This window comes from Shewanella sp. Scap07, assembly GCF_013394145.1.
Lineage (GTDB): Bacteria > Pseudomonadota > Gammaproteobacteria > Enterobacterales > Shewanellaceae > Shewanella > Shewanella waksmanii.
The window spans coordinates 434,827-456,775 of sequence record NZ_CP041329.1 but is presented as its reverse complement, the minus strand read 5'-3'; the positions used below and the strand labels follow the sequence as shown (position 1 = coordinate 456,775).

The 21,949-nt window shown below is 45.7% G+C and carries 15 protein-coding genes and 4 tRNA genes; 12 read left to right on the top strand and 7 right to left on the bottom strand.

Annotated elements, in window-relative coordinates; all coding sequences use genetic code 11:
- The first annotated feature begins 9 nt into the window (after window positions 1-9).
- Both FLM48_RS02250 and FLM48_RS02245 read left to right on the top strand, forming a co-directional pair.
- Window positions 10-717 carry a transglutaminase-like cysteine peptidase gene (locus FLM48_RS02250; protein WP_179023162.1) on the top strand — a complete coding sequence of 236 codons (708 nt, stop codon included), beginning with the start codon at window positions 10-12 and terminating at the stop codon, window positions 715-717.
- A gap of 7 nt (window positions 718-724) precedes the next feature.
- Entirely contained in the window at window positions 725-2,647 is a 1,923-nt protein-coding gene (locus FLM48_RS02245; protein WP_028773630.1) for an EAL domain-containing protein, read from the top strand.
- Window positions 2,648-3,083: 436 nt separating this feature from the next.
- Here the strand turns inward: FLM48_RS02245 and FLM48_RS02240 are convergent.
- From FLM48_RS02240 to FLM48_RS02225, 4 genes are all read right to left on the bottom strand, one after another.
- A tRNA-Pro gene (locus tag FLM48_RS02240) sits at window positions 3,084-3,160 on the bottom strand.
- A gap of 46 nt (window positions 3,161-3,206) precedes the next feature.
- A tRNA-Pro gene (locus FLM48_RS02235) sits at window positions 3,207-3,283 on the bottom strand.
- 16 nt (window positions 3,284-3,299) lie between these two features.
- Window positions 3,300-3,375, bottom strand: a tRNA-His gene (locus FLM48_RS02230).
- Window positions 3,376-3,413: 38 nt separating this feature from the next.
- Window positions 3,414-3,490, bottom strand: a tRNA-Arg gene (locus FLM48_RS02225).
- A 217-nt stretch (window positions 3,491-3,707) separates the two neighbouring features.
- On the opposite strand from FLM48_RS02225, the gene FLM48_RS02220 reads away from it, so the two are divergent.
- Entirely contained in the window at window positions 3,708-6,350 is a 2,643-nt protein-coding gene (locus FLM48_RS02220) for a diguanylate cyclase domain-containing protein (RefSeq protein ID WP_179023160.1), read from the top strand.
- Between the two features lie 63 nt (window positions 6,351-6,413).
- Here the strand turns inward: FLM48_RS02220 and rep are convergent, their stop codons facing one another.
- Window positions 6,414-8,426 carry a DNA helicase Rep gene (rep, locus tag FLM48_RS02215; protein ID WP_179023158.1) on the bottom strand — a complete coding sequence of 671 codons (2,013 nt, stop codon included), beginning with the start codon at window positions 8,424-8,426 and terminating at the stop codon, window positions 6,414-6,416.
- 239 nt (window positions 8,427-8,665) lie between these two features.
- Between rep and FLM48_RS02210 the strand changes: the two genes are divergently transcribed.
- The 4 genes from FLM48_RS02210 to FLM48_RS02195 all read left to right on the top strand — a co-directional run bounded on the left by FLM48_RS02210 (window position 8,666) and on the right by FLM48_RS02195 (window position 13,876).
- The gene (locus FLM48_RS02210) at window positions 8,666-9,262 is read left to right on the top strand and encodes a TetR/AcrR family transcriptional regulator (RefSeq protein WP_256871022.1); all 597 of its coding nucleotides are present in this window, start codon (window positions 8,666-8,668) and stop codon (window positions 9,260-9,262) included.
- Complete coding sequence (locus tag FLM48_RS02205) at window positions 9,259-10,377, top strand: efflux RND transporter periplasmic adaptor subunit (RefSeq protein WP_179023156.1); 1,119 nt, start codon at window positions 9,259-9,261, stop codon at window positions 10,375-10,377. The genes FLM48_RS02210 and FLM48_RS02205 overlap by 4 nt, the downstream gene beginning before the upstream one ends.
- A gap of 14 nt (window positions 10,378-10,391) precedes the next feature.
- Entirely contained in the window at window positions 10,392-13,499 is a 3,108-nt protein-coding gene (locus FLM48_RS02200; protein WP_179023154.1) for a multidrug efflux RND transporter permease subunit, read from the top strand.
- Between the two features lie 119 nt (window positions 13,500-13,618).
- Window positions 13,619-13,876 (top strand): accessory factor UbiK family protein, encoded by a 258-nt coding sequence (locus tag FLM48_RS02195; protein WP_179023152.1) that lies wholly within the window; start codon window positions 13,619-13,621, stop codon window positions 13,874-13,876.
- A gap of 42 nt (window positions 13,877-13,918) precedes the next feature.
- On the opposite strand, the gene FLM48_RS02190 is transcribed toward FLM48_RS02195, so the two are convergent.
- On the bottom strand, window positions 13,919-14,761 hold the full coding sequence (locus tag FLM48_RS02190; protein WP_179023150.1) for a DUF417 family protein: 843 nt from the start codon (window positions 14,759-14,761) through the stop codon (window positions 13,919-13,921).
- Between the two features lie 179 nt (window positions 14,762-14,940).
- Between FLM48_RS02190 and creD the strand changes: the two genes are divergently transcribed.
- The 4 genes from creD to FLM48_RS02170 all read left to right on the top strand — a co-directional run bounded on the left by creD (window position 14,941) and on the right by FLM48_RS02170 (window position 19,264).
- On the top strand, window positions 14,941-16,299 hold the full coding sequence (gene creD, locus FLM48_RS02185; RefSeq protein WP_179023148.1) for a cell envelope integrity protein CreD: 1,359 nt from the start codon (window positions 14,941-14,943) through the stop codon (window positions 16,297-16,299).
- A gap of 88 nt (window positions 16,300-16,387) precedes the next feature.
- Window positions 16,388-17,179 (top strand): phosphatase PAP2 family protein, encoded by a 792-nt coding sequence (locus tag FLM48_RS02180; protein WP_179023146.1) that lies wholly within the window; start codon window positions 16,388-16,390, stop codon window positions 17,177-17,179.
- Complete coding sequence (locus tag FLM48_RS02175) at window positions 17,176-17,649, top strand: Lrp/AsnC family transcriptional regulator (protein WP_028773637.1); 474 nt, start codon at window positions 17,176-17,178, stop codon at window positions 17,647-17,649. Before FLM48_RS02180 ends, FLM48_RS02175 begins: the two co-directional genes overlap by 4 nt.
- 256 nt (window positions 17,650-17,905) lie before the next feature.
- Entirely contained in the window at window positions 17,906-19,264 is a 1,359-nt protein-coding gene (locus FLM48_RS02170; RefSeq protein ID WP_179023145.1) for a sodium-dependent transporter, read from the top strand.
- 50 nt (window positions 19,265-19,314) lie between these two features.
- Here FLM48_RS02170 and FLM48_RS02165 read toward each other — a convergent pair whose 3' ends face one another.
- Entirely contained in the window at window positions 19,315-19,935 is a 621-nt protein-coding gene (locus tag FLM48_RS02165) for a TetR/AcrR family transcriptional regulator (protein WP_256871021.1), read from the bottom strand.
- Window positions 19,936-20,093: 158 nt separating this feature from the next.
- On the opposite strand from FLM48_RS02165, the gene FLM48_RS02160 reads away from it, so the two are divergent.
- Window positions 20,094-21,158: an MBL fold metallo-hydrolase gene (locus FLM48_RS02160; protein WP_179023143.1), complete on the top strand. Its 1,065-nt coding sequence runs from the start codon at window positions 20,094-20,096 to the stop codon at window positions 21,156-21,158.
- Window positions 21,159-21,949: the final 791 nt, after the last annotated feature.

Here is a 21,949-nt window from a genome sequence, read left to right as displayed (position 1 = left end):
TCGGAGAACATGAAAACTAGATTGCGCCTATATAGTCAGTCAAAGAAAGTTTGCCAGCTGAGCTTAGTGGCACTGACTTTAGGCATATCATGTCTTTATGCTTCTCCGACACAAGAGCTTGATGCCAGTCATATCATAACAACGTTAGAGTCTCGTTATGGTGAACGCGCGGGTAAACGTGTTAATGCCTGGTTCAACGTTTTAGAAGAAGCAAAAACACTGAGCGAAATCGATAAGGTCACTAAAGTGAATAACTTTTTTAACCTTTTTCGCTTTGTGGATGACATCAAACTCTGGGGAGAAGCCAACTATTGGGCTACTCCTATGGAGTTTATTGGCGTCAATGGCGGTGATTGTGAAGACTTCTCCATTGCAAAATACTTCACTTTGCTGCAACTGGGTGTACCTGAAGATAAGTTACGCATCACTATGGTTAAGGCCACCAGTGTTAATCAATACCATATGGTATTGGCGTACTACGAAACTCCTGGAGCTATCCCTTTAGTTTTAGACAATTTAGATAGAAAAATTAAGCCGGCAACACAGCGCACTGATCTCATTCCAGTGTACAGTTTCAACGGTCGACAGTTATGGCTTAACAAAGAAAAAGGACGAGGTGTTCTAGCGGGCTCTTCAAAGCGGCTCGCTAAATGGAACGAACTCAAAGACAGATTAGGCGTAGAGCGCTTGCGTATGCCTATATTAAGATTGGAGTAGTTAGGAAATGACACTGTTTCGACAGATATACTCGTTGTTGTTTGGTTTGTTCTTAGTGGTTGTTGCGAGCTTAGGTTACGTGCAATTTACCGAGACCCAAAACTTCCTTACTAAGCAAATGGAATCTGATTTAAATAACACCAGCCATAGCTTAGGCATTATGCTCGTCCCTGACTTAGAAGCCGGAGATATTGTTGGCGCTGAGACGCTGATTAATGTCATTTTTGAAGGTGGCTATTATCAGCAAGTTAAGCTGACCTGGTTAGTCGATGGCAAACAGCAAGTTTGGCAAAATCCAATAGAAATCGACGGCGTACCGCAATGGTTTATTGATTTAGGCTTTTTCAAAACCATTAAAAAAGAAAGCGTGATTACCTCTGGCTGGATCCAGTTAGCCCGCCTTGAAATTACAGCGCACCCTGGTTTTGGCTACCATGAGCTATGGCGTACCATGAGCAACGCCATTATGGTGTTCGCTATTTTGTTTTTACTTGCCATTGTACTCGCCCGAGTTGGGCTATCGTGGATACTCAAACCCTTACATGATATCGCCGAGCACGCCAAGGATATTGCGCAACGCAAATTTGGCCCTGAACTCGATATCCCAAAAACCTCTGAATTAAAATCTGTGGTGACCGCCTTTAACAGCATGTCACAACAGCTTAAGCAGGTCTTTAGTTCATTAGATGAAGAAGTCACCGAGCTGCGTAAGAAAAACTTGGTAGACCAAGTGTCTGGATTGCCGAACCGCCAATACATGATGGGCCAAATAAACAGCTGGTTAAGCGAGCCCTCAAACGGTGCTTTGCTACTGGCTAAGTTTGATTGGCTGGAAGAAGTGCACAGTAAGTATGGCTACCAAGTGCGTGATGAGACTATTCGCTTACTGTCTGAGAAAATGACCCAACACTTAGATGGCGTCGCACCCTCTATCATTGCCCGAATTGCGGCCTATGAGTTTGCTTTCCTACTACCCAGTGCAGAGCACGAACAGACCAGTAAATATCTACAGAGTCTTATTCGCACCGTAAATCAAGAGATGTCGAAGGCTGGCTGCAAGCCAAATGAGAATTTTGCCATTGGTCTGGCTGAGCGTTTAGGACAAATGACCGTATCTGACATTTTGGCACAAACCGATAATGCTCAGCAAAAAGCTATCCAAGAAAATAAAGTATTCCATTGGTTTGAGACCAATGAAAAACAACTGTTTACCCGCGAGCAATGGCGCGAGCATTTGGGTAAAGCCATCTCGACCAAAAAATTCCAATTCAAATGGCAACCGGTACAATTTAATGGCAACAGAGGCGTGGTTCAGCGTGAACTCTATTGCCAGGTAACGATTGGCGATAAAGTTATCCATGCCGGCCAGTTTATGCCCTATGTTGAATTGCTGTCATTAGGCTCAATGTTAGATAGAAGTTTAATTGAAACCGTAAATGAAAAGCACCTGTTAGACCGTAATTATGAGCCCATCGCCATTAATTTGACCTTCCAAAGTCTAAGCGACCTGAGCTTCCATGACTGGTTGAAACAGTTCTTGCGCACTACGCCATTGGCTGAGCGAATGTGCTTTGACATACCCGAAGCCGGTATCTATAGCGACCCTGAAGCCTGTGAGGCCTTGTGTGCTATTATCCGTGACAGCGGCGCCCACTTTGGTATCGATCATTTCGGTCGCCAATTTGGCTCAATGGCATACCTGCAGTCACTTAGGCCGACATACGTCAAGCTGGATCAATCTTTCGCGTATTATGACGAAAGCCAACACAGCAGTGAGCTATGCCGAGCACTGGTGAACGTTGCCAGAGGACTCGACATCCAAATCATCGTCACTGGTATCCAAGAAGAGCAGCAGCTTAAACGATTTGAGCCATTAAAAACCGATGCTTATATGGGCTTTATCACCCCACCAGAGAAAATCGAGTTATAGCACTAAGTTAGGCATCACATGAGCAGTCATCGTGATGCCGAGCCAACAAGACAGCAAGCAAGATAGTCGCTAAGGGCGACTTGAGCACTTATCCCGATCATTATAAGAATTTGATCGACTCATCGCGATTGTTGGCAAACGAGTTCAGAGCGAATAGCTGATGCGGTGTTAACGAGCTGAACCGTAGAACCACTATGCGCTTCACTCGTTGCAAGCCGCATGGATGTGGTGAATGTCATTAATGCACGACTATAAGGATATACGAGGTAGAGTAACGCAGGAGCAGTTAACGACCTTGTCTCAGAACCGCTAAGCTCTCTCTCAGTGACTCAATGTTCATACTGATTGGTATGATATCGAAACTCGGCATTATAGCTTGGATACAAAAAAGCCCTTCGAATTATCGAAGGGCTTTTTCATCACTATCTTTAAGAAGTGGTCGGTGATAGAGGATTCGAACCTCTGACCCTCTGGTCCCAAACCAGATGCGCTACCGGGCTGCGCTAATCACCGAATTTTGTGTTTCGATACCGATATAAAATCACTATCTAAAAATGAGTGGTCGGTGATAGAGGATTCGAACCTCTGACCCTCTGGTCCCAAACCAGATGCGCTACCGGGCTGCGCTAATCACCGAACATAGGGGGAAAAGTGGGGTGACTGATGGGACTTGAACCCACGACAACCGGAATCACAATCCGGGGCTCTACCAACTGAGCTACAATCACCACTGTGTACTTTTCTTGCTAACAAGCTCTTTTCCAACTGGTGCACCCAGAAGGATTCGAACCCTCGGCCTCACCCTCCGGAGGGGTGCGCTCTATCCAGCTGAGCTATGGGTGCCTGCCTTGTTAGCGCCGCATATAGTAGGGATAAATTAACGGCGCGTCTATAGTAAAGCTAACTTTTTTTGCTCATTTGCTCAAGTTTTAGCTAATTGATCTAAATATAATCATGAAACAGTCAAAATAATGACTTGGATCTGATTTTTTTTCATGCTATTTATACCTATTAACCCCAAATCCTAGTCTAAAAAATAATTATAGCGATTGGCGGAGCCATGTTTAGGGATGACAGACACCCACACTCAGAGATTGAGGTGGGGCGATTACACAAAAGGATTGCTCGCTTAAAGGCACTTGCACTTAAGTATAAGCGCGCAGAAATAACCCAAAATGCTCTATTAGAGATATCGAACCTAGCAGCTAAGGTCAATTCGACCGAGCAGTTTTACTCCGGTATTCATAATACATTGAGCAAGCTTTTGCCTGCCGATAATTTTTTTGTGGCCATCGTTAACCCACAAACCCAGCGCATCGAACTACCCTTTTTTATTGACGAAAAAGATTCGCACCCTAGCCTCATCTATCCCGACGAAGATATGTCTCGCACGCTCTATAGCGGCCTGACAGGCTACGTACTCAAAACGGGCCAGCCACTTCTGTGCGATGAGATAAAGTTCAATCAGTTGGTTGCTGATAAACAGATCATGAGCCGAGGCACGGCTTGCCATCAATGGCTGGGTGTACCTATCTTTAATGGCAGTGAAACAGCGGGTGTGTTGGTAGTCCAAAGTTACCGCGAAGCCATTAGTTACGGTGAAATAGAAGTTGAGCTAATGATTTTCATTAGCCAGCACATTGCAGGTGTATTTGAACGTATTCAACACCAACAACAACTAGAGCAAGCCATTGAGCACCGCACTAAAGAGCTCAGTGTTGCTTATGACAAACTTAAGCAGGAAGTGTTTGAGCGCCGCCGCGCTGAACGCCTGCAAAAATCACTCTTTGAAATCGCTAACCTCTCCAACACGCGATTAAAGGTCGATGATTTCTACGCCGAGCTGCACCGGGTGATCAGTCACCTATTGCCAGCCAATAACTGTTATATCGCATTAATAGATGAGAGCGGACGTCATATCGACTTCCCGTTTTATGTATCACAGCTCAGCGCGACCCCGCCACAAAAGCGACCATTGTCAGATGGGTTAACCGAATACATTCTCAAGAATAAACGGCCCATGCTGCTCGACAGTAAAGATATCAGAGCCTTGATTGAGGCCAATGAACTTTATGCTGAAGCACCGTTTTTAAATAAAACTGAAACCATCCACCAATGGATAGGGGTGCCACTGTTTATTCAAGGTATCGTTCGTGGTGCCTTAACGATTTACAGCTTCAGTATGTCGCAAAATTATCAGGCTAAAGATGTTGAGCTACTGACCTTTGTCTCACAACATATCGCCGCGGCAATTGAGCGTAAGTTATCAGCCGAGTCACTGCGCCGCAGCTATGAAGAGTTAGAAGATAAAGTCGCGCATCGTACCCAAGCTTTGGCCATGCTTAACCAAGATTTAGAAAAAGAGATAGCGCAGCGTTGCAAAGTTGAGCAGCAATTGGTCCATGATGCTAGTCACGATACGTTAACTGGCCTGCCTAACCGCGCCATGTTTATGGAGCGACTCAACCAGGCCATAAAACATGTTAGACGCCACGGACTTGACCGTTTTGCACTACTGTTTATCGATTTAGATCGCTTTAAGTTGATTAACGACACCTTAGGCCACCTCCAAGGTGACCGCTTTTTAATTGAAACCGCAAAACGATTACAGCAATGCATTCGAGACAACGACACCTTAGGTCGCATTGGCGGTGATGAGTTTGTGATATTGCTCGACAGCATTAATGAAGTCGAAGATGCCAAAGAAGTGGCCGAGCGAGTATTAACCAGTTTGTCGCGACCCTATGAAATTGGCGATCAAAGCTTTACCTCTGGTGCCAGTATCGGTATCGCTTTTAGCGGCAAACAGAAAACCGATACCAGTGAGTCATTATTACGTGATGCTGATGCCGCAATGTATCAAGCTAAGTCTAAAGGTAAAGGCTGTTATATCATCTTTGATGAGCAGTCCCATACTCAGTTAATCAAAGATGTTGAGCTCGAGATTGAACTGCGCCAAGCTATCGCCGAAGACAAACTGGCCATTCAATATTTCCCAATAATGGATTTGACCAACGAGAACGTCATCGCCATTGAACCCACACTCTATTGGTTGCATCCTCAGCTAGGCAAAATCAAACAAGCCCAACTAAATAACATTGCCGAGCACTGTAATCTAACCAAAGAGCTTGATTTATATTTACTAGAGCAACTCAATAAAGAGTACCCACAACTGCAAGCCAGCCCACTGGCCGATACTGGCTTGCATTTGACCATCGCTAGCCAACACCTCAAACATAAACATGCGGTACGTAAGCTTAAAAACCGTCTCAAGCAATGCCTGTTTAAGCCTGAAAATGTGTGGTTATTTTTCGATGAGAAAGAGTTTGTGCTGGATACTGAAAACCATATCAATGCGTTCGATCTATTGAAAAAGCTCAACATGAATCTGGCCCTTTGTGCTTATGGCACTGCCCATAGCGCACTAAGCAGCTTAACCTTCTTGCCGCTACGCGGTCTAAAGCTTGATTCTAGCTATGTTTCTCATCTAGAGCATGAACAACATCAACGCTTGCTTAAAGCCCATAATCTCAGTGCTCAAGCGCTTGAGCTAACCTTATTTGTTGAAGGGGTGAGCAGCGATATACAGCGCCAGCAACTGCTCAACTTAGGGGTAAAAGAGGGGCAAGGCCCGGCACTTGGCCGAGCTTTTGATATCAATGGGCTGGATAAAAAAAAATTTTTGCAAGAGATATGCGCCTAACCCACCGGCCATAAGCCCGCAATTCATCACTAGCCACAGCCAGATGGATCGCTAAGCAGAAGGTTACTTTTTAAACATATCACGCAAGTTGGCAATATTAGCCTTACCGGCTTGCACACGTTGCTGCTCACTTTGCTGGGGTTTACGGTTTTCCCAAATCAAGTCGTCCTGGGGCAACTCCATTAAAAAGCGGCTTGGCTCGCAGCGCATCACCTCGCCAAATTGACGCCGCTCGCGACAAACAATAAACCACAACTCTTTTTGTGCTCGGGTGATACCTACGTAAGCGAGGCGCCGCTCTTCTTCAACATTATCTTCATCGATACTGCTTTGGTGCGGCAATATACGCTCTTCAGTTCCCACCATAAACACATAGGGGAACTCCAACCCTTTAGAGGCATGCAAAGTCATCAATTGCACCTGATCGCCTGCTTCATCTTCACTATTGCGCTCCATCATGTCGCGCAAAGTCAGTCGCGTTACCACCTCAGGCAAAGTCATGCCTTCATCAAGCTCATCACCCTCTAACATCTCAGTCACCCAGCGATACAGCTCGGAGATATTTTTCATCCGCATTTCAGCGGCTTTGGCGCTGGTACTGGTCTCGTAGAGGTAATCTTCGTAATTAATATTTCGGATCAGATGCTTAACGGCTTCAACGGGTTCGCCACGGCTTGCATGCTCACCAGTATCCACAATAAATTTGCCAAATTGATACAGCGACGACATGGCAGCGGGCGGCAAATGATGATTAAGCTCACTATCAAAAATGGCTTCAAACAAAGAGATCTGTTTTTGATTAGCAAAGTTGCCCACGCGCTCTAAAGTAGCTGGGCCTATGCCCCGTTTAGGTAAGTTCACCACTCGCAAAAATGCATTGTCATCATCAGGGTTTACCACTAAACGCAGGTAAGCCATGATGTCTTTAATTTCAGCGCGACCAAAAAATGAGGTACCGCCACTTAACTTGTAAGGAATACGGTTGGTCATCAACGCCCTTTCCAACAGGCGTGATTGATGGTTTCCGCGGTACAGAATCGCGTAATCACCAAATGAGGTTTTACCCACAAACTTGTGACGAATCATCTCCGCAATGACTCGCTCAGCTTCCTGCTCCTCATTTGCCGCCATCAACACTCTCAGCGGCTCACCGTAGGCCAGCTCACTGAACAATGATTTATCGTAAACATGCGGGTTATTAGCAATCAAAATGTTAGCGGCCCGCAAGATGCGCTGACTTGAACGGTAGTTTTGCTCCAACTTAATCAAACGCAGGGAAGGAAAGTCTTTGCCCAATAGCACTAAGTTCTGCGGCTTAGCCCCACGCCAAGAGTAAATAGATTGATCGTCATCGCCCACAACGGTAAAGCGTGCTCGCTCGCCCACTAGCAACTTCACCAATTCATATTGGCTGGTGTTTGTATCTTGATACTCATCCACCAGCAAATATTGAATGCGTGTTTGCCAGCGCTGTCGCACTTCAAGGTTATGCCGCAACAACAGTGTTGGCAGTAAAATTAGATCATCAAAATCGAGCGCATTGTAGGCTTTCATATGTTGGGCATAGCGCTGATACAACAAAGCAAATAGCTGCGACTGCTCATCTTTAGCCGTCTTACGCGCTTGCTCCGGAATCATCAAATCACCTTTCCAATTGGAAATGGCGGTCATTAACGCACTCAGCAGATCTTTATCACCGTCTAGCTCATTTTCGGTCAGCTCTTTTAACAGTGCCAACGTATCTTGGTCATCGAATAAGGAAAAACCAGGTTTCAAGCCGACCACTTTGTACTCGCGCTTGATGATCTCTAAGCCTAAGGTATGAAAGGTTGATATCCATAAGCCCCGCGCTTCTTTACGTCCCATCGACTGCGCCACACGCTCTTTCATTTCACGTGCAGCTTTATTGGTAAAGGTGACCGCGGCAATATTGCGCGGTTTATAACCACACTTTTGCACCAAATAAGCAATTTTATTGATGATCACACGGGTCTTGCCACTACCTGCACCAGCAAGTACTAAACAAGGGCCACTGACATAGTGTACCGCGTCATTTTGTCCGGGATTGAGCTTCATGGATACGTTATAACCAAGATAATCTAGAAAGGCTGTAAAGCAGGAATCATAGCAGAAACCACAGTGCAAACGAAAAGGTTCTATTGATTAACTGCAACGACACCAATTGTGGCTATATTTATTAACTGCAATCTCAAAAACTTAGCAAGCTAATTCTAAAATGATGCAAATTATTGCTTGCGAGTGACTATACACATGACTACACTATGAATGAACGTTCATTCATTTGTGAGTGATTTATGCACAACAAACAAGACCGCATATTACGTGCGGCAGAGAAGATTATCGCAAACGGTGGTATTCAGGGCCTGTCAATGCAGCATGTTGCCAACGAGGCCGGTGTGGCTGCAGGTACGATTTATCGCTACTTCAAAGATAAAAATGAGCTCATATTAACACTACGTCGAGATGTGTTAGCCCAAGTTGCAGAAGCGATCTTAGAGGATCATGACCAAGGTAATTTAGAGCAACGCTTTAAGCGTATTTGGATGAAAATGTACCACTACGGTAAACAGCGTACGCCTGCCAACCTCAGCTATGAACAGTATGCTCACTTGCCTGAAAGCAATACGGATGAAATTCGTCAGATTGAATTACAACTGTTTGCGCCATTGCTGCACCTTTTTGAAGAGGGGCTCAAACAGGGCAGTATTCAGCCGCTGCATCCACGCGCGCTGTATGCCTTGTCAATGGAGCCGGCGATGACCTTAGCCCGCGCTATCAGACGTGGACTCATCGAATACCAAACTGAAGAGATCGACTTGGCCTGCGAATTATGCTGGCAAAGCATCCAAGTAAAAACTGAACAACACGCTAAAGGAGCGGTTCGGACATGAAAAAATGGACAATGGTAATGCTAGTGATAGCCGTACTGGCATTTGGCTCTGTGATAGGTTTTAACCTTTTTGTTAAAGGCAAAATTGCTGACGCTATTGCAAACATGCCCGAGCCCGTATCGCCGGTGACTGCGATTGAAGTGCAATCAAGTCATTGGCAACCCACGATTAATGCAATTGGTTTTGTAGAACCTAACCAAGGGGTGACAATCTCCAATGAGTTAGCAGGCGTAGTGTCAGCCATTCGATTTGAAAACGGTACACAAGTCGAAGCAGGACAAATGCTGATTGAACTCGACTCCAAAGTCGAAAAGGCCAATTTAAAAAGTAAGCAAGTGCAGCTGCCCGCTGCCGAAGCTGACTTTAAAAGGCTCACCAAGTTATACAAGCAAAACTCGGTATCTAAACAAGATTTGGACAATAGTGAATCTAAGTACTTAGCGCTTCTAGCCGACAGTGAAAGCCTAAGTGCCACTATCGGGCGTCGTGAAATTAAGGCCCCGTTCTCGGGTTTAGTCGGTATTCGCAACGTTAACTTAGGTGAATATCTGCAAACCGGTACTGAAATCGTGCGTTTAGAAGATATTAGTACCATGAAGATTCGCTTCACTATTCCGCAAACCCAGCTGTCCCGCATTGCGACTGGGCAAAAAGTGCATGTATATGTTGATGCCTACCCCACCGAGCCATTTGAAGGGGTGATCTCTGCCATTGAGCCTGCAGTGTTCTACCAAAGCGGCTTGATTCAAGTGCAGGCTCAAATTCCCAATACTGACGCCAAATTACGCAGCGGCATGTTTGCCAAAGTGGATATCCTACTGCCCGAGCTAGCAGAGCAAGTGGTATTGCCGCAAACGGCCATCAGCTTTACTTTATATGGCGACTCTGTATACATCATTGAAGATAAGGAAGAAAATGGCGAAACAGTTAAGCGTGTACAACAAGTGAATGTCACTGTAGTTGAGCGTGATGAGCTCAATGCACTGGTGACTGGTGGCGTTAAAGCCGGAGATGTCATCGTGACATCTGGGCAGGTTCGCCTCAGTAATAACAGTAAAGTCGATGTGACGGAGGATGACGCACTCACTCCCCCAGCCACACTGCCGCAATTATAACGGGGGGTCTGGCAATGCGCTTTACTGATATCTTTATTCGCCGCCCTGTATTGGCAGCTTCAATCAGCTTCCTCATTGTGCTGCTCGGGGCGTATGCGCTGAAGAGCATGCAGGTGCGAGAATACCCTGAAATGACCAATACCGTGGTCACGGTGACCACCAGTTATTACGGGGCTGATTCCAATCTCATTCAAGGCTTTATCACTCAGCCATTAGAACAAGCTCTCGCACAGGCAGATAATGTTGATTTCATGACATCGGAGAGCTTCTTAGGTAGTTCAAAAATTACCGTCTACATGAAGCTCAACACCGATCCCAATGGCGCCTTGGCCGACATTCTCGCTAAGGTCAACTCGGTACGCTCGCAGCTGCCTAAAGAAGCTGAAGATCCTACAGTCGAGATGTCTACTGGGTCGCAAACTTCGGTGCTGTATATTTCGTTTTATAGCGACCAAATTAACTCAAGTCAGATCACCGATTACCTTGAGCGCGTAGTGAAACCTGAGCTATTTACGATTGATGGTGTCGCTAAGGTCAACCTCTATGGCGGCATAAAATACGCAATGCGAATTTGGCTTGATCCTGCACGTATGGGGGCATTTAATCTATCCTCTACCGATGTCATGAATGTGTTGCAAGCCAACAACTATCAGTCTGCCGTAGGCCAAGCCAATAACACTTTCACTTTGTTTAACGGTACCGCGGATACACAAGTTGCCACCGTTGCTGAACTGGAAAAGTTAGTAGTTGGCAGTAAGGACGGGCTAGTGATTCGCCTTGGCGATATCGCTACGGTAAGTTTGGAGAAAAGCCATGATGTTTATCGTGCCTTGGCCGATGGCCAGGAGGCGGTTGTTGTTGGCCTCGATGTGACTCCGACAGCCAATCCGCTGATTGTGGCAGCCGATGCTCGCGCCATGATGCCGCAAATATCACGCGACTTGCCTGTTTCGATGAAAGCCCGCGTGCTGTATGACTCTTCTCTTGCCATTGATGAGTCTATTGATGAAGTGATCAAAACCATTGGTGAAGCCGCGCTGATTGTTATCGTGGTGATCACCCTGTTCTTAGGCTCGTTTAGAGCAGTATTAATCCCTATTGTCACCATTCCTTTGTCATTGATTGGCGTGGCGGTGATCATGCAAATGTTTGGCTTTACCCTTAACTTGATGACATTACTGGCAATGGTACTGGCGATCGGTTTGGTTGTGGATGATGCCATTGTGGTAGTAGAAAATGTCGACCGCCATATTAAACTGGGTGAAACACCGTTTAGGGCGGCAATTATCGGTACACGAGAGATCGCGGTACCCGTTATTTCGATGACGATTACCTTAGCGGCAGTTTACGCCCCCATCGCCCTTATGGGGGGGATTACTGGGTCACTATTTAAAGAGTTCGCCCTAACCTTAGCCGGTGCGGTATTTATCTCTGGTATTGTCGCATTAACCTTATCACCAATGATGTGCTCTAAAATCCTCAAAGCCCACAGCCAGCCAAATCGATTTGAACAAGCTGTTGAGCGATTTTTAGCAGGCCTAACCAATCGCTACAATCGGATGTTATCTGCTGTTTTAGAAAAGCGTCCGGTGATTATTGGTTTTGCGGTAATCGTATTTATCTCTTTACCTATCATGTTTAGCTTTATCCCGTCGGAGCTTGCGCCCAACGAAGATAAGAGCGTGGTCATGATGATGGGCACCGCGCCATCCAGCGCCAATTTAGATTATATTCAGTCGAATATGACCTTAGTCACCAATATGATCAGCGAGCAACCAGAAGCCGCTGCATCATTAGCATTTGTTGGGGTACCTAACGCCAACCAGGCATTTGGTATTGCGCCATTAGTGCCATGGAGTGAGCGTGACAAGAGCCAGAAAGAGATGCAAAAGTTCTTTGGTGAACAGGTTAAAACCATTCCGGGAATGGCGGTAACCACGTTCCAAATGCCAGAGCTGCCTGGGGCATCAAGTGGCCTACCAATCCAGTTTGTGATCACCAGTTCGGCATCATTTGAGAGCTTATTCCAAATTGGTTCCAGCGTGCTGGAAAAAGTACAGCAAAGTCCACTGTTTGTTTACTCTGAAATTAACCTCAAGTTTGATTCAGGAGCGATGAAAATCCATATCAAACGCGATGTTGCAGGCGCTTATGGCATCACGATGCAGGATATCGGTTTAACCTTAACCACCATGATGAGTGATGGCTATGTTAACCGCATTAACCTCGATGGCCGCTCCTATGAGGTGATTCCGCAAGTGGAGCGCAAATACCGCGCTAACCCAGAATCACTAGCAGGTTATTACCTTACTGCTGCCGACGGCCGCTCTATCCCCTTAGCAAGTTTGGTCGATATCGAGATGGTTTCTGAGCCAAGGTCACTGCCGCACTTCAACCAAATGAATGCGGTGACCGTGGGCGGTGTGGCGACTCCTGGGGTTGCTATCGGTGATGCGATCGCTTTTCTTAAAAACATTGGCGATAACGACTTACCTAAGGGCTATAGCTACGACTTTCTTGGTGAAGCACGTCAGTATGTTACTGAAGGTTCGGCATTATATGCCACCTTTGGCCTCGCCTTGGCCATCATCTTTTTGGTATTGGCTAGCCAATTTGAAAGCCTAAAAGACCCACTAGTGATCTTAGTGTCAGTGCCACTGGCGATTAGTGGCGCCTTGATTGCGCTTGGGTGGACCCACGTTATGGGGCTATCGTCGATGAACATCTATACGCAGGTAGGTTTAATCACCTTAGTGGGGCTGATCACTAAGCACGGTATCTTAATGTGTGAGGTGGCTAAAGAAGAGCAGCTACACAATGGTTTGAGTCGCACTGAAGCCATTAAGCATGCGGCGACAATTCGACTGCGCCCCATTTTAATGACTACCGCAGCAATGATTGCCGGTCTGATTCCGCTGCTATTTGCGGTGGGTGCAGGCGCAGTAGCGCGATTCAATATTGGCCTAGTGATCGTCTCAGGGCTGGCTATTGGTACCGTGTTTACCTTGTTTGTACTGCCGGTGATATACACTTACTTGGCAGAAAAACATCAACCCCTGCCCGTATTTGATGAAACGTTAAAGGCAGATCCTACGCTCGCAGAGCAACCATCGCAAGCTTAATTGGCCAAGCCAAGCAAACACCGCTTAGTTCGCACTAAGCGGTGTTTATTTTGGCAATCGTCAATGGCTCAGGTACAATCTACCACCATTGAGCATTTAGCACTGAAGCGGAAACCAACATGATCAACCCAAAGAAAATCGAAGAAGTTGCCAAGCAATTAAGTGATAACCTGCCAGCAGGTTTAAAGCAATTTGCTGGGGAGTTTGAGGACAAAAGCAAGCAGGTGCTGCAAAGCCAATTAATGAAATTGGATGTGGTTTCACGAGAGGAGTTTGAAGTTCAGCAGCATGTATTACTGAAGACCCGTGAAAAGCTCGAAGCACTGCAAGCTCAGGTTGAGGCCTTAGAGGCCAAATTAAACCAAGACCAACAATAAATAAAAGAGCACCGATTAAGGTGCTCTTTTATTTTGCCTCATCTAAACCTTTTGGCGGTTGTTATGATGGACAAATAACACCACGCAACTGGCAAGCAATACCAAATCTTTGACAATAAACTGACCGCTTGAGGTTAGCATCCAAAAACCGCTGTCAGTGCTGTAGGCCGGCAGACTAATAATAAAGGTTTGAGTCGCAATGAAGGTCAGCGCCGCCATCAACAACCCCAGATGATAGATAGGCGTTGAAATGCGTGCCATCATTAAAGCAACCACAGCAATAAGCTCAATGACTCCAATAAAGTAAGAGCCATGTAGCACACTAAAGTAATCATAAATCCAGCTAAACAACACGCTGGTGCGCATCAAACCTTCAATGCCATCGGCTTCAATTTGGGTAAATTTCATCCCGCCAATCCAGGTCAGTACTAACACGACCCCAAGCCAATTTAGCCGCAATGCCCACTGCTGTAATGTATCATTAGCGCTGTAGTACGCTGCTAAATACAAGGCCACAGCGGCAATCCCTAGGTACTTAATCAAACCTTGGCCTGCACCAATAGCTGGAAAACCACCTAGGCTGTCAATCCATACAGGATGAGTCAACAACATCAGCATGGGAACTAAAGCCAGCGCCGCATACCCATACAGCAAGCGGATGCGCCAACGTTTGGCGGGCAATAGTAAGACGGCAACCAATAACAACTGCAGTACACCAACGGCGCTACCTAGCCAGCCAATCTCAGGCAGATTAAGGTGACCTAACTGCTTGATGTAATAATTGGCATCATCACCGGTAAAGCGATTAAATGCGGTAATAAATAGAAAAATGATTAATAAGTAGCGTGCAATCTCGCTACCTGTGTTTACGCTAAAAGTTTTCATTCGGTTCTCCTGATCTGGCTCAAGAGACCTGTGGCAAGTCAGATTACTTTCAACCAACCCACTAAAAACCTATTTTTCCATTCACATTGCCATGTTGTTGCCACAATTGATCAGCGTCTCGGCCCCCTATGAATATGCTAATTTGCTGTAATAGCGATGATAAACAACAAGGAAATGTCATGTTTAAATCGCTCAATATGCAACAAAGCCCTATCAATAGTAAATTACTGCTCATTGCAGTTATCGCCCTGCTGTCATTTATCCCCCTAGGCATACTGATGGATATCACTTCCGATCGCCAAGCCTTGCAACAACAAGTGATTGACGATATTGGCAATAGCTGGGGTCACGCTCAACGTGTTGCCGGCCCTGTTCTGGTGGTGCCTTATACCTATGAGATTGTGAATAATAGTGTCGACAATAATGGGGATATTAAACAGGTTCGCAGCCACTTTAATAGTGAACTCGTTATCTTGCCAAAGCAGCTTGATCTTGATATTGCCGTCCAACACGACTTACTTTCACGTGGGATTTTCGAATCGTTAGTCTACAAAGGCAACATTAGCGGCAAAGCGCAATTTGATCTCAGCAATCTCACCGTGGCCAACCTAATACGGTTTGACTATCGCAATGCGCGGATAGTTTTTGCCGTTTCAGCTAACCAAGCCATTGATAAAGTCAGCCGCTTTGATTTAATCGCAGTAAACTCAGCGGCGCAGCAACCCACATTGGGGGAATTAATGCCCGGCACAGGCCTGAGTGAACAACCTGGCTTGCAATCAGGCTTTCATCGTCTAGTTGACCTCAGCGACAAACACACGCAACTAGAGACTGATTTTGCGATACAGTTACGTGGCTCTCAAGCTATCAGCGCCCTACCTCTTGGCCAACAAACCCAACTGACTTTTACCGCAGACTGGCCACACCCAAGCTTTAAAGGTTTACTGCCTACCTCACGCCACATTGATAACCAAGGTTTTAAAGCAACATGGCAAGTCAGTCACTTAACCCGTAATTACCCGCAGCAATTTAGCACTCAATCCCGGCAGAATTTAACGGAAGTAGAAGCCTATGCACAGCTGTTTCAACCTGTGACTCACTACGGACAAATACATCGCGCGGTGAAATATGGGTTACTGTTTATCTTGTTATCTTGTATCACCTTACTGATTTTTGAATTGAGCTTAAAACGCAATGTTAGCCTGATCCAATACTTGATGATCACCTGTGCTATGACACTGTTTTATCTATTGCTCCTGTCTCTTTCAGAGCATTTACCATTTAGCTTGGCCTATGGTCTAGCGACTTTAGTTCCTATCACTTCGGTGAGCCTCTATATGGGCAGCATTATGGCCAGTAAGCGTCATGGCGCCATCATGGCGGCGTTGCTCAGTTGTTTATATGCTTTACTTTACGGCGTGCTCAAGCTCGAAGACTATGCACTGCTAATGGGCAGCGCTCTACTCGTGGTGGTGATGCTGGTATTAATGTTTATTACTCGTCATGTCCCAGAAACCGAGCAAAAAGCTCTTTTATGAGTAAAGATTAATGGATAATTCATGCTCTTAATATGGCGCGTGCTTAGCTCACGCGCTAGCCTACTCTTTTTTACACTGAGGCTCAGCTTTGTCATCAACTCCTAGTGCTCGTCGTTACTGGCTACTAATGTGGTCGCTACTACTTTCTTTGCCCGCGGTTATTTGGTTCAGCGGTATTAATCTGTTTGCCACTGTGCCGCTAGACTCCCTCCTAGCACAAGGGCTTTATTGGCTTACCTCTACGGGGACCGCCCCCTATGGCGTCCTGACCGTATTGGCAATCTATGCCCTTAGTTACCGATGTTTACCTAAAAAGCACTTTACAGCGCTCGTGCTCAGTGTCGCCGTCGCGATGGTCTCATCACTGACGCTCAACCAATTTTTAAAACCATTCTTCAGCGAAGCGCGACCTAATGCTGTCCTGCTGCAAGAGCAAGGTTTGCTCAATACCAAGCAGTTTTATATGCAGGAAAAAGCTGACCGCCAACAGCAAATTACAGTTGCCACTGAGCAGTACTTACAACAAACTGATGCCATTGCGCTATCGGACAATATCAAACAGCACTGGTTACATGAGGTCGGCTTTGCCTTCCCCTCTGGGCACACCTTATTTGCGGTGTCACTGAGTTTAGTGGTGAGCTACTTTTTTGTGATCGCCGGACAATGGTGGCTACCCAGCATACTCATTGTTTGGACCTGGCTGATGGGCATTAGCCGCATGGTTCTTGGCATGCATTGGTCTCAAGATGTGTTGGCCTCATCCATCATCGGTGGTTTGATCGCCCTGTTCAGTCTATATTGGGTGCTAAGGTGGCAAACACATTGGACTCGACGCTACCCTGCTACCCCATCAACCTTTGATAGCGAGTTACCTAAATGAATGCTTCACAGCTTGATAGTATCGACATCCAAATACTGCGGCTCATGCAACAACACGGCAAACTGGCCAACCAAGAGTTAGCACAGCTAGTGGGCTTATCCGCTTCGCCCTGCTCTCGCCGCGTCAAAGCCATGGAAGAAAGCGGCATTATTGCAGGCTATAGCACCATTCTGAACCCACAGGCATTTAAGCTTAATCTCACAGCCTACGTGCAAGTGAAACTAGAGAAACATGCGCAGTCAATTTTAGAAGCCTTTGAGCGGGAAATGTTGAGCTATGACGAAGTCCTTGAATGCTGTCTGTTAACCGGCAGCGATGCAGATTATCAGCTCAAAGTCTTGGTGGTAGATATGGAAGCTTATAAGCGCTTTCTACTAGAGAAACTGACTACTAACCATGATATTGCCGGAGTTCATTCCAGCTTTGTACTGAAACAAGTGAAGAGTCACAGCGCAATTCCATTGCCATAAAGTCTGCGTTAAGCCACAAATTCAGCAGTTAGGCGCTGTTTTTACTCCCCGATAAAATTGCGCCTATTGTTCACCATACAGAATCAGAGCAAGAAATAGCGACCAAACGCCAGATATTCGCGAGAATTCACTACTAAAATCCTTAACCACCCATTATGTTTGCGAATAAATACGAACTAAGAGCAATAAACAAGCGTTGACCTTAGTAATTTTCGCTCTATGATGCCTGCTCTTCATGTTAAAGAGACCCGTTACAATGAGCAGTCATCAGCAAACTCACTTTAGTTCTCGAATCGGCTTTATTATGGCTGCAGCAGGTTCTGCTGTGGGCGTGGGCAATATTTGGGGCTTTCCTACTCAAGCGGCTACCCACGGTGGAGGCGCTTTCCTACTCGTCTATCTAATTCTAATCGTGCTGCTGGGTTACCCTATGTTAATGGCAGAGCTAATGATTGGCCGCCACGGTCAAACCAACCCCGCCGATGCGATGGCTAAATTGGGCCGCAGCCAAACTAGCCGCAGTATTGGTCGGTTTATCGGCTTTGCCTCCATTATCACGGCCACATTAATCTGCACTTTTTACACAATTTTGTCAGGCTGGTTTGTGAGCTTTGCAGCGGCACCGCTAGCACAAATGGCAGGTGCCGACGGCGTTGCTGACTGGCTGATGCAGTTCTCTTTATCACGTAATTTAATATTCACCCTTATCTTCACGGCAATGGTGGTTGTGGTTATTCGCCAAGGAGTACAACAAGGAATTGAACGTTGGTCAAAGCGCTTGATGCCGTTGCTGCTGGCCATACTGATTTTAGGCGTACTGTACATCATGACCTTACCCGGTGCGACCGCCGGCCTAAGTGCCTTGCTCATTCCTGACTTCAATCGAGTTTGGGATGCAGATGTGCTGATGGGCGCCCTAGGGCAGACCTTTTTCTCACTCACTGTGGGGACAGGCGCAATGATGGTTTACGGCGCCTACCTTAACCGGCAAGAGAACATCGGTAAATTAACCGCTTATGTGACTTTGACAGATACCAGTGTGGCGTTTTTAGCGGCCTTAATGATTATCCCGGCCATGTATGTTGCTCAACACAATGGCGTGCAAATATTTGCCGAAGATGGCAGCTTACTCAACTCCGACACGCTAGTCTTTACCGTTCTTCCGGCGTTATTTGAAACCCTCGGCGGCTATCTGCAATATGTGATTGCTATCATTTTCTTCTTACTGATGACAATCGCAGGCTTAACATCGGCAATCTCCATTGTTGAAGTGCCAACCAGCTATTTAGTAGAGAAAACCCAGCTGGGTCGCGACCGAGCAACGTATTTGGTTGCCACAGTGATCACTTTGATGTCGACCGTCATCGTGTTCAATTTCGAGCAGCTATTTGGTTTAATCATTACCGCCACGACTGAGCGAGCACAACCGTTGATCGCCCTTGGTATTGCCATTTACCTTGGCTGGATCTGGCATCGAAATAGCTTGATTGAAGACATTGCTCAACAACAAGGTGCGGATACCAGCAGTCGCTTTTGGAAACTGTGGCCTATTTACGTGAAATGGGTTTGCCCTATTCTTATCATTGCCATTATTGCCCAGCTAGTCTTGGGCTAACAGCGAAATACCCGCTAACGCATCGCACGCCAACAAGCATTAACAATGGCTCATTTTGGCGTGTAATGCGATATCACCATCTGCGCTGCAGATTCTGCTATCTGTTGCTGCGCCGCCACATCAGGAAAAGGTTGGCCTTGAATCAGTTGCGGCCAGAAGCAAAAGCCCTTAATTAATGCGGTAAACTGGGTCAGGACAAACTGGCTATCTTTAGCCGTTAACGCCCCCGCATCAATAGCAGCAATAAACCATGCCTCTAGCGGCGACTCTTGCTGGCTGAACTGTGCCATTGCCTGTTCTATCAACTGGGGTTTATGGATTGCTTCAGCGATGATGACTTTGGCCATATCCTGAAAAGCGAGCTCACTTAACATAGAAATTTCCGCCAGGGCCAGCTGTGTGAGTTGTGCGGTTAAATCTTGCTCTGGGCTAAATTCGTCACATTCAAAGGTGCATAACGTCGCCATCATGTTGACAATAATGGCCTGAAAAAGCGCCTCTTTACTAGGGAAATGGTTATACACCGTGCGCTTTGAGGCACCGGCGCGCGCAGCAATATCATCCATGCTTGCGACCCCAAAACCACTTAGTTTGAATTCTTGCGTCGCCGCTTCAATGATGTCCAAGCGCTTTTTCTCTGAACGAGAATTTTTTTTGTCTACTATTTTCAATTAATTAACAGCCATTATCGATATTGTCACTAGCTATTTTACACTGATCAGTTTACTTTTCAAAATTACAAAGTAAACTACCCAGTGTAGTTTACTTAGAGTAAAAGTTAATCATCATGTTAAAAGCGATTTTATTAGCAGTTGTTATTGGAGGTTTTATGCTAACGGCCAACTTATTTTCATCTACAGCAGAAAAAGATCTGACGCTGGTAGGCGCTCACCATACCGACAAAGGCTTTCAAAACACCGCAAAAGACTTTAGTAATGACACTGCGATCTTGCCGCTACTTGGCCGTTATATCACCGAGAAACGTACCGATGCCGCACCACTAAAAGCTATTCCGGTCATCACATTGCAGCAACAAGATCTGTTAGACATTCCTGTTGATCGCGACACGGTTATTCGCCTCGGTCACTCAACAATTTATCTGCAAATAGCCGGTCAACGTTGGCTTATCGACCCAGTATTTAGCGAGCGCGCGTCGCCGTTTTCATTTGTGGGCCCCAAACGCTTCCATCAGCCGCCTATAGCACTGTCACAACTACCGGACATCGACGGCGTACTCATTAGTCATGACCATTATGATCACTTAGATAAGGACACCATCGCGCAAATACAGCATAAGGTACAACATTTCGTGGTGCCGCTGGGTGTCGACAAACATTTGTTAAAGTGGCAAGTGCCAGCGGCAAAGATCACCGCTTTAGACTGGTGGCAATCAGCGCAGTTTGAGCAGCTCAATATCACCGCGACTCCCACACAACACTTCTCGGGACGCAGTTTACTCGACAGAGATGAAACTCTCTGGGCGTCCTATGTCATCAAAGGACCAGACAGCAATGTCTATTTCAGTGGTGATTCAGGTTACTTTGACGGTTTCAAAGAGATTGGTCGTCGTTACGGTCCGTTTGATCTCACCATGATTGAAACCGGTGCTTATGATAAAGATTGGTCAACCATTCACATGTCACCACAACAGAGCTTTCAAGCACACCAAGACTTGGGAGGCAATGCAATGATGCCCATCCACAACGGTACTTTTGATTTGGCGTTTCATAGTTGGTATGAACCCTTAGCGCGCATTCAAGCGTTAATTAGCGCTCATAATGACAACCAAGCTGACACGGTAAATAAAGTGCAATTACTTACCCCAAAAATGGGTCAAATATTAGCGGTCAATAATTTGCCCCACACCCAAGCATGGTGGCAAAATCTAAACTAATAACTAAAGTAACAAGTGGTGATAAACATCTATTGCCACTTGTCATCAAAAACTTAATTAAAACAATATAAAACAGAAATTATTTATTTTGATTTCATTTAGCCCAAAAAATAAAACAGTTTCATTCATCTTTAAGATGTCGACATATAATACCAATCAGTATAAACATTTAGTCACTCAGCGAGAATTTAGCGGTTCTGAGGTAAGGTCCTTAAATGCTCCTCGGTAACTGCTCCTGCGTTACCCTACCTCCTATATCCCTATAGTCGTGCATTAATGACATTCACCACATCCATGTGGTTTGCAACGAGTGAAGAGCATAGTTATTCTACGGTTAAGCTCGTTAACACAGCATCAGAATCGCTAAAAATCGCCATTCTGGCGCGTTTTAGGCTGCCTACTTCTGCGTTGAATAATTTCACAAGGGAACAACCATTGTTTCAATCATTCGCCTTGAATTAGTGTGCCCAAAGCGCGCTGAGTAGATCAAATTCTTATACTGATTGGTATAATAATTTAGTATTAACATATCCCGCCCTATTATAAACAAGCTAAACCAAAGCATTAGTCCGCATTAACTATGGCCTTACAAATAGCCATGATGCCAATACACACAGCAAATAAATCAGTATTTAGTATTAAAAAACAGCCAGGTTTAGAATTTATCAACTTAAGATAAAATTATTCTCATTTCTAATTACTTGCCTATACTCTATAGCGGTAATCACTTTCACGAAAAATGATTATTTATAAAACCTAAAACAATAACACTATAACTAAATTACTCATGT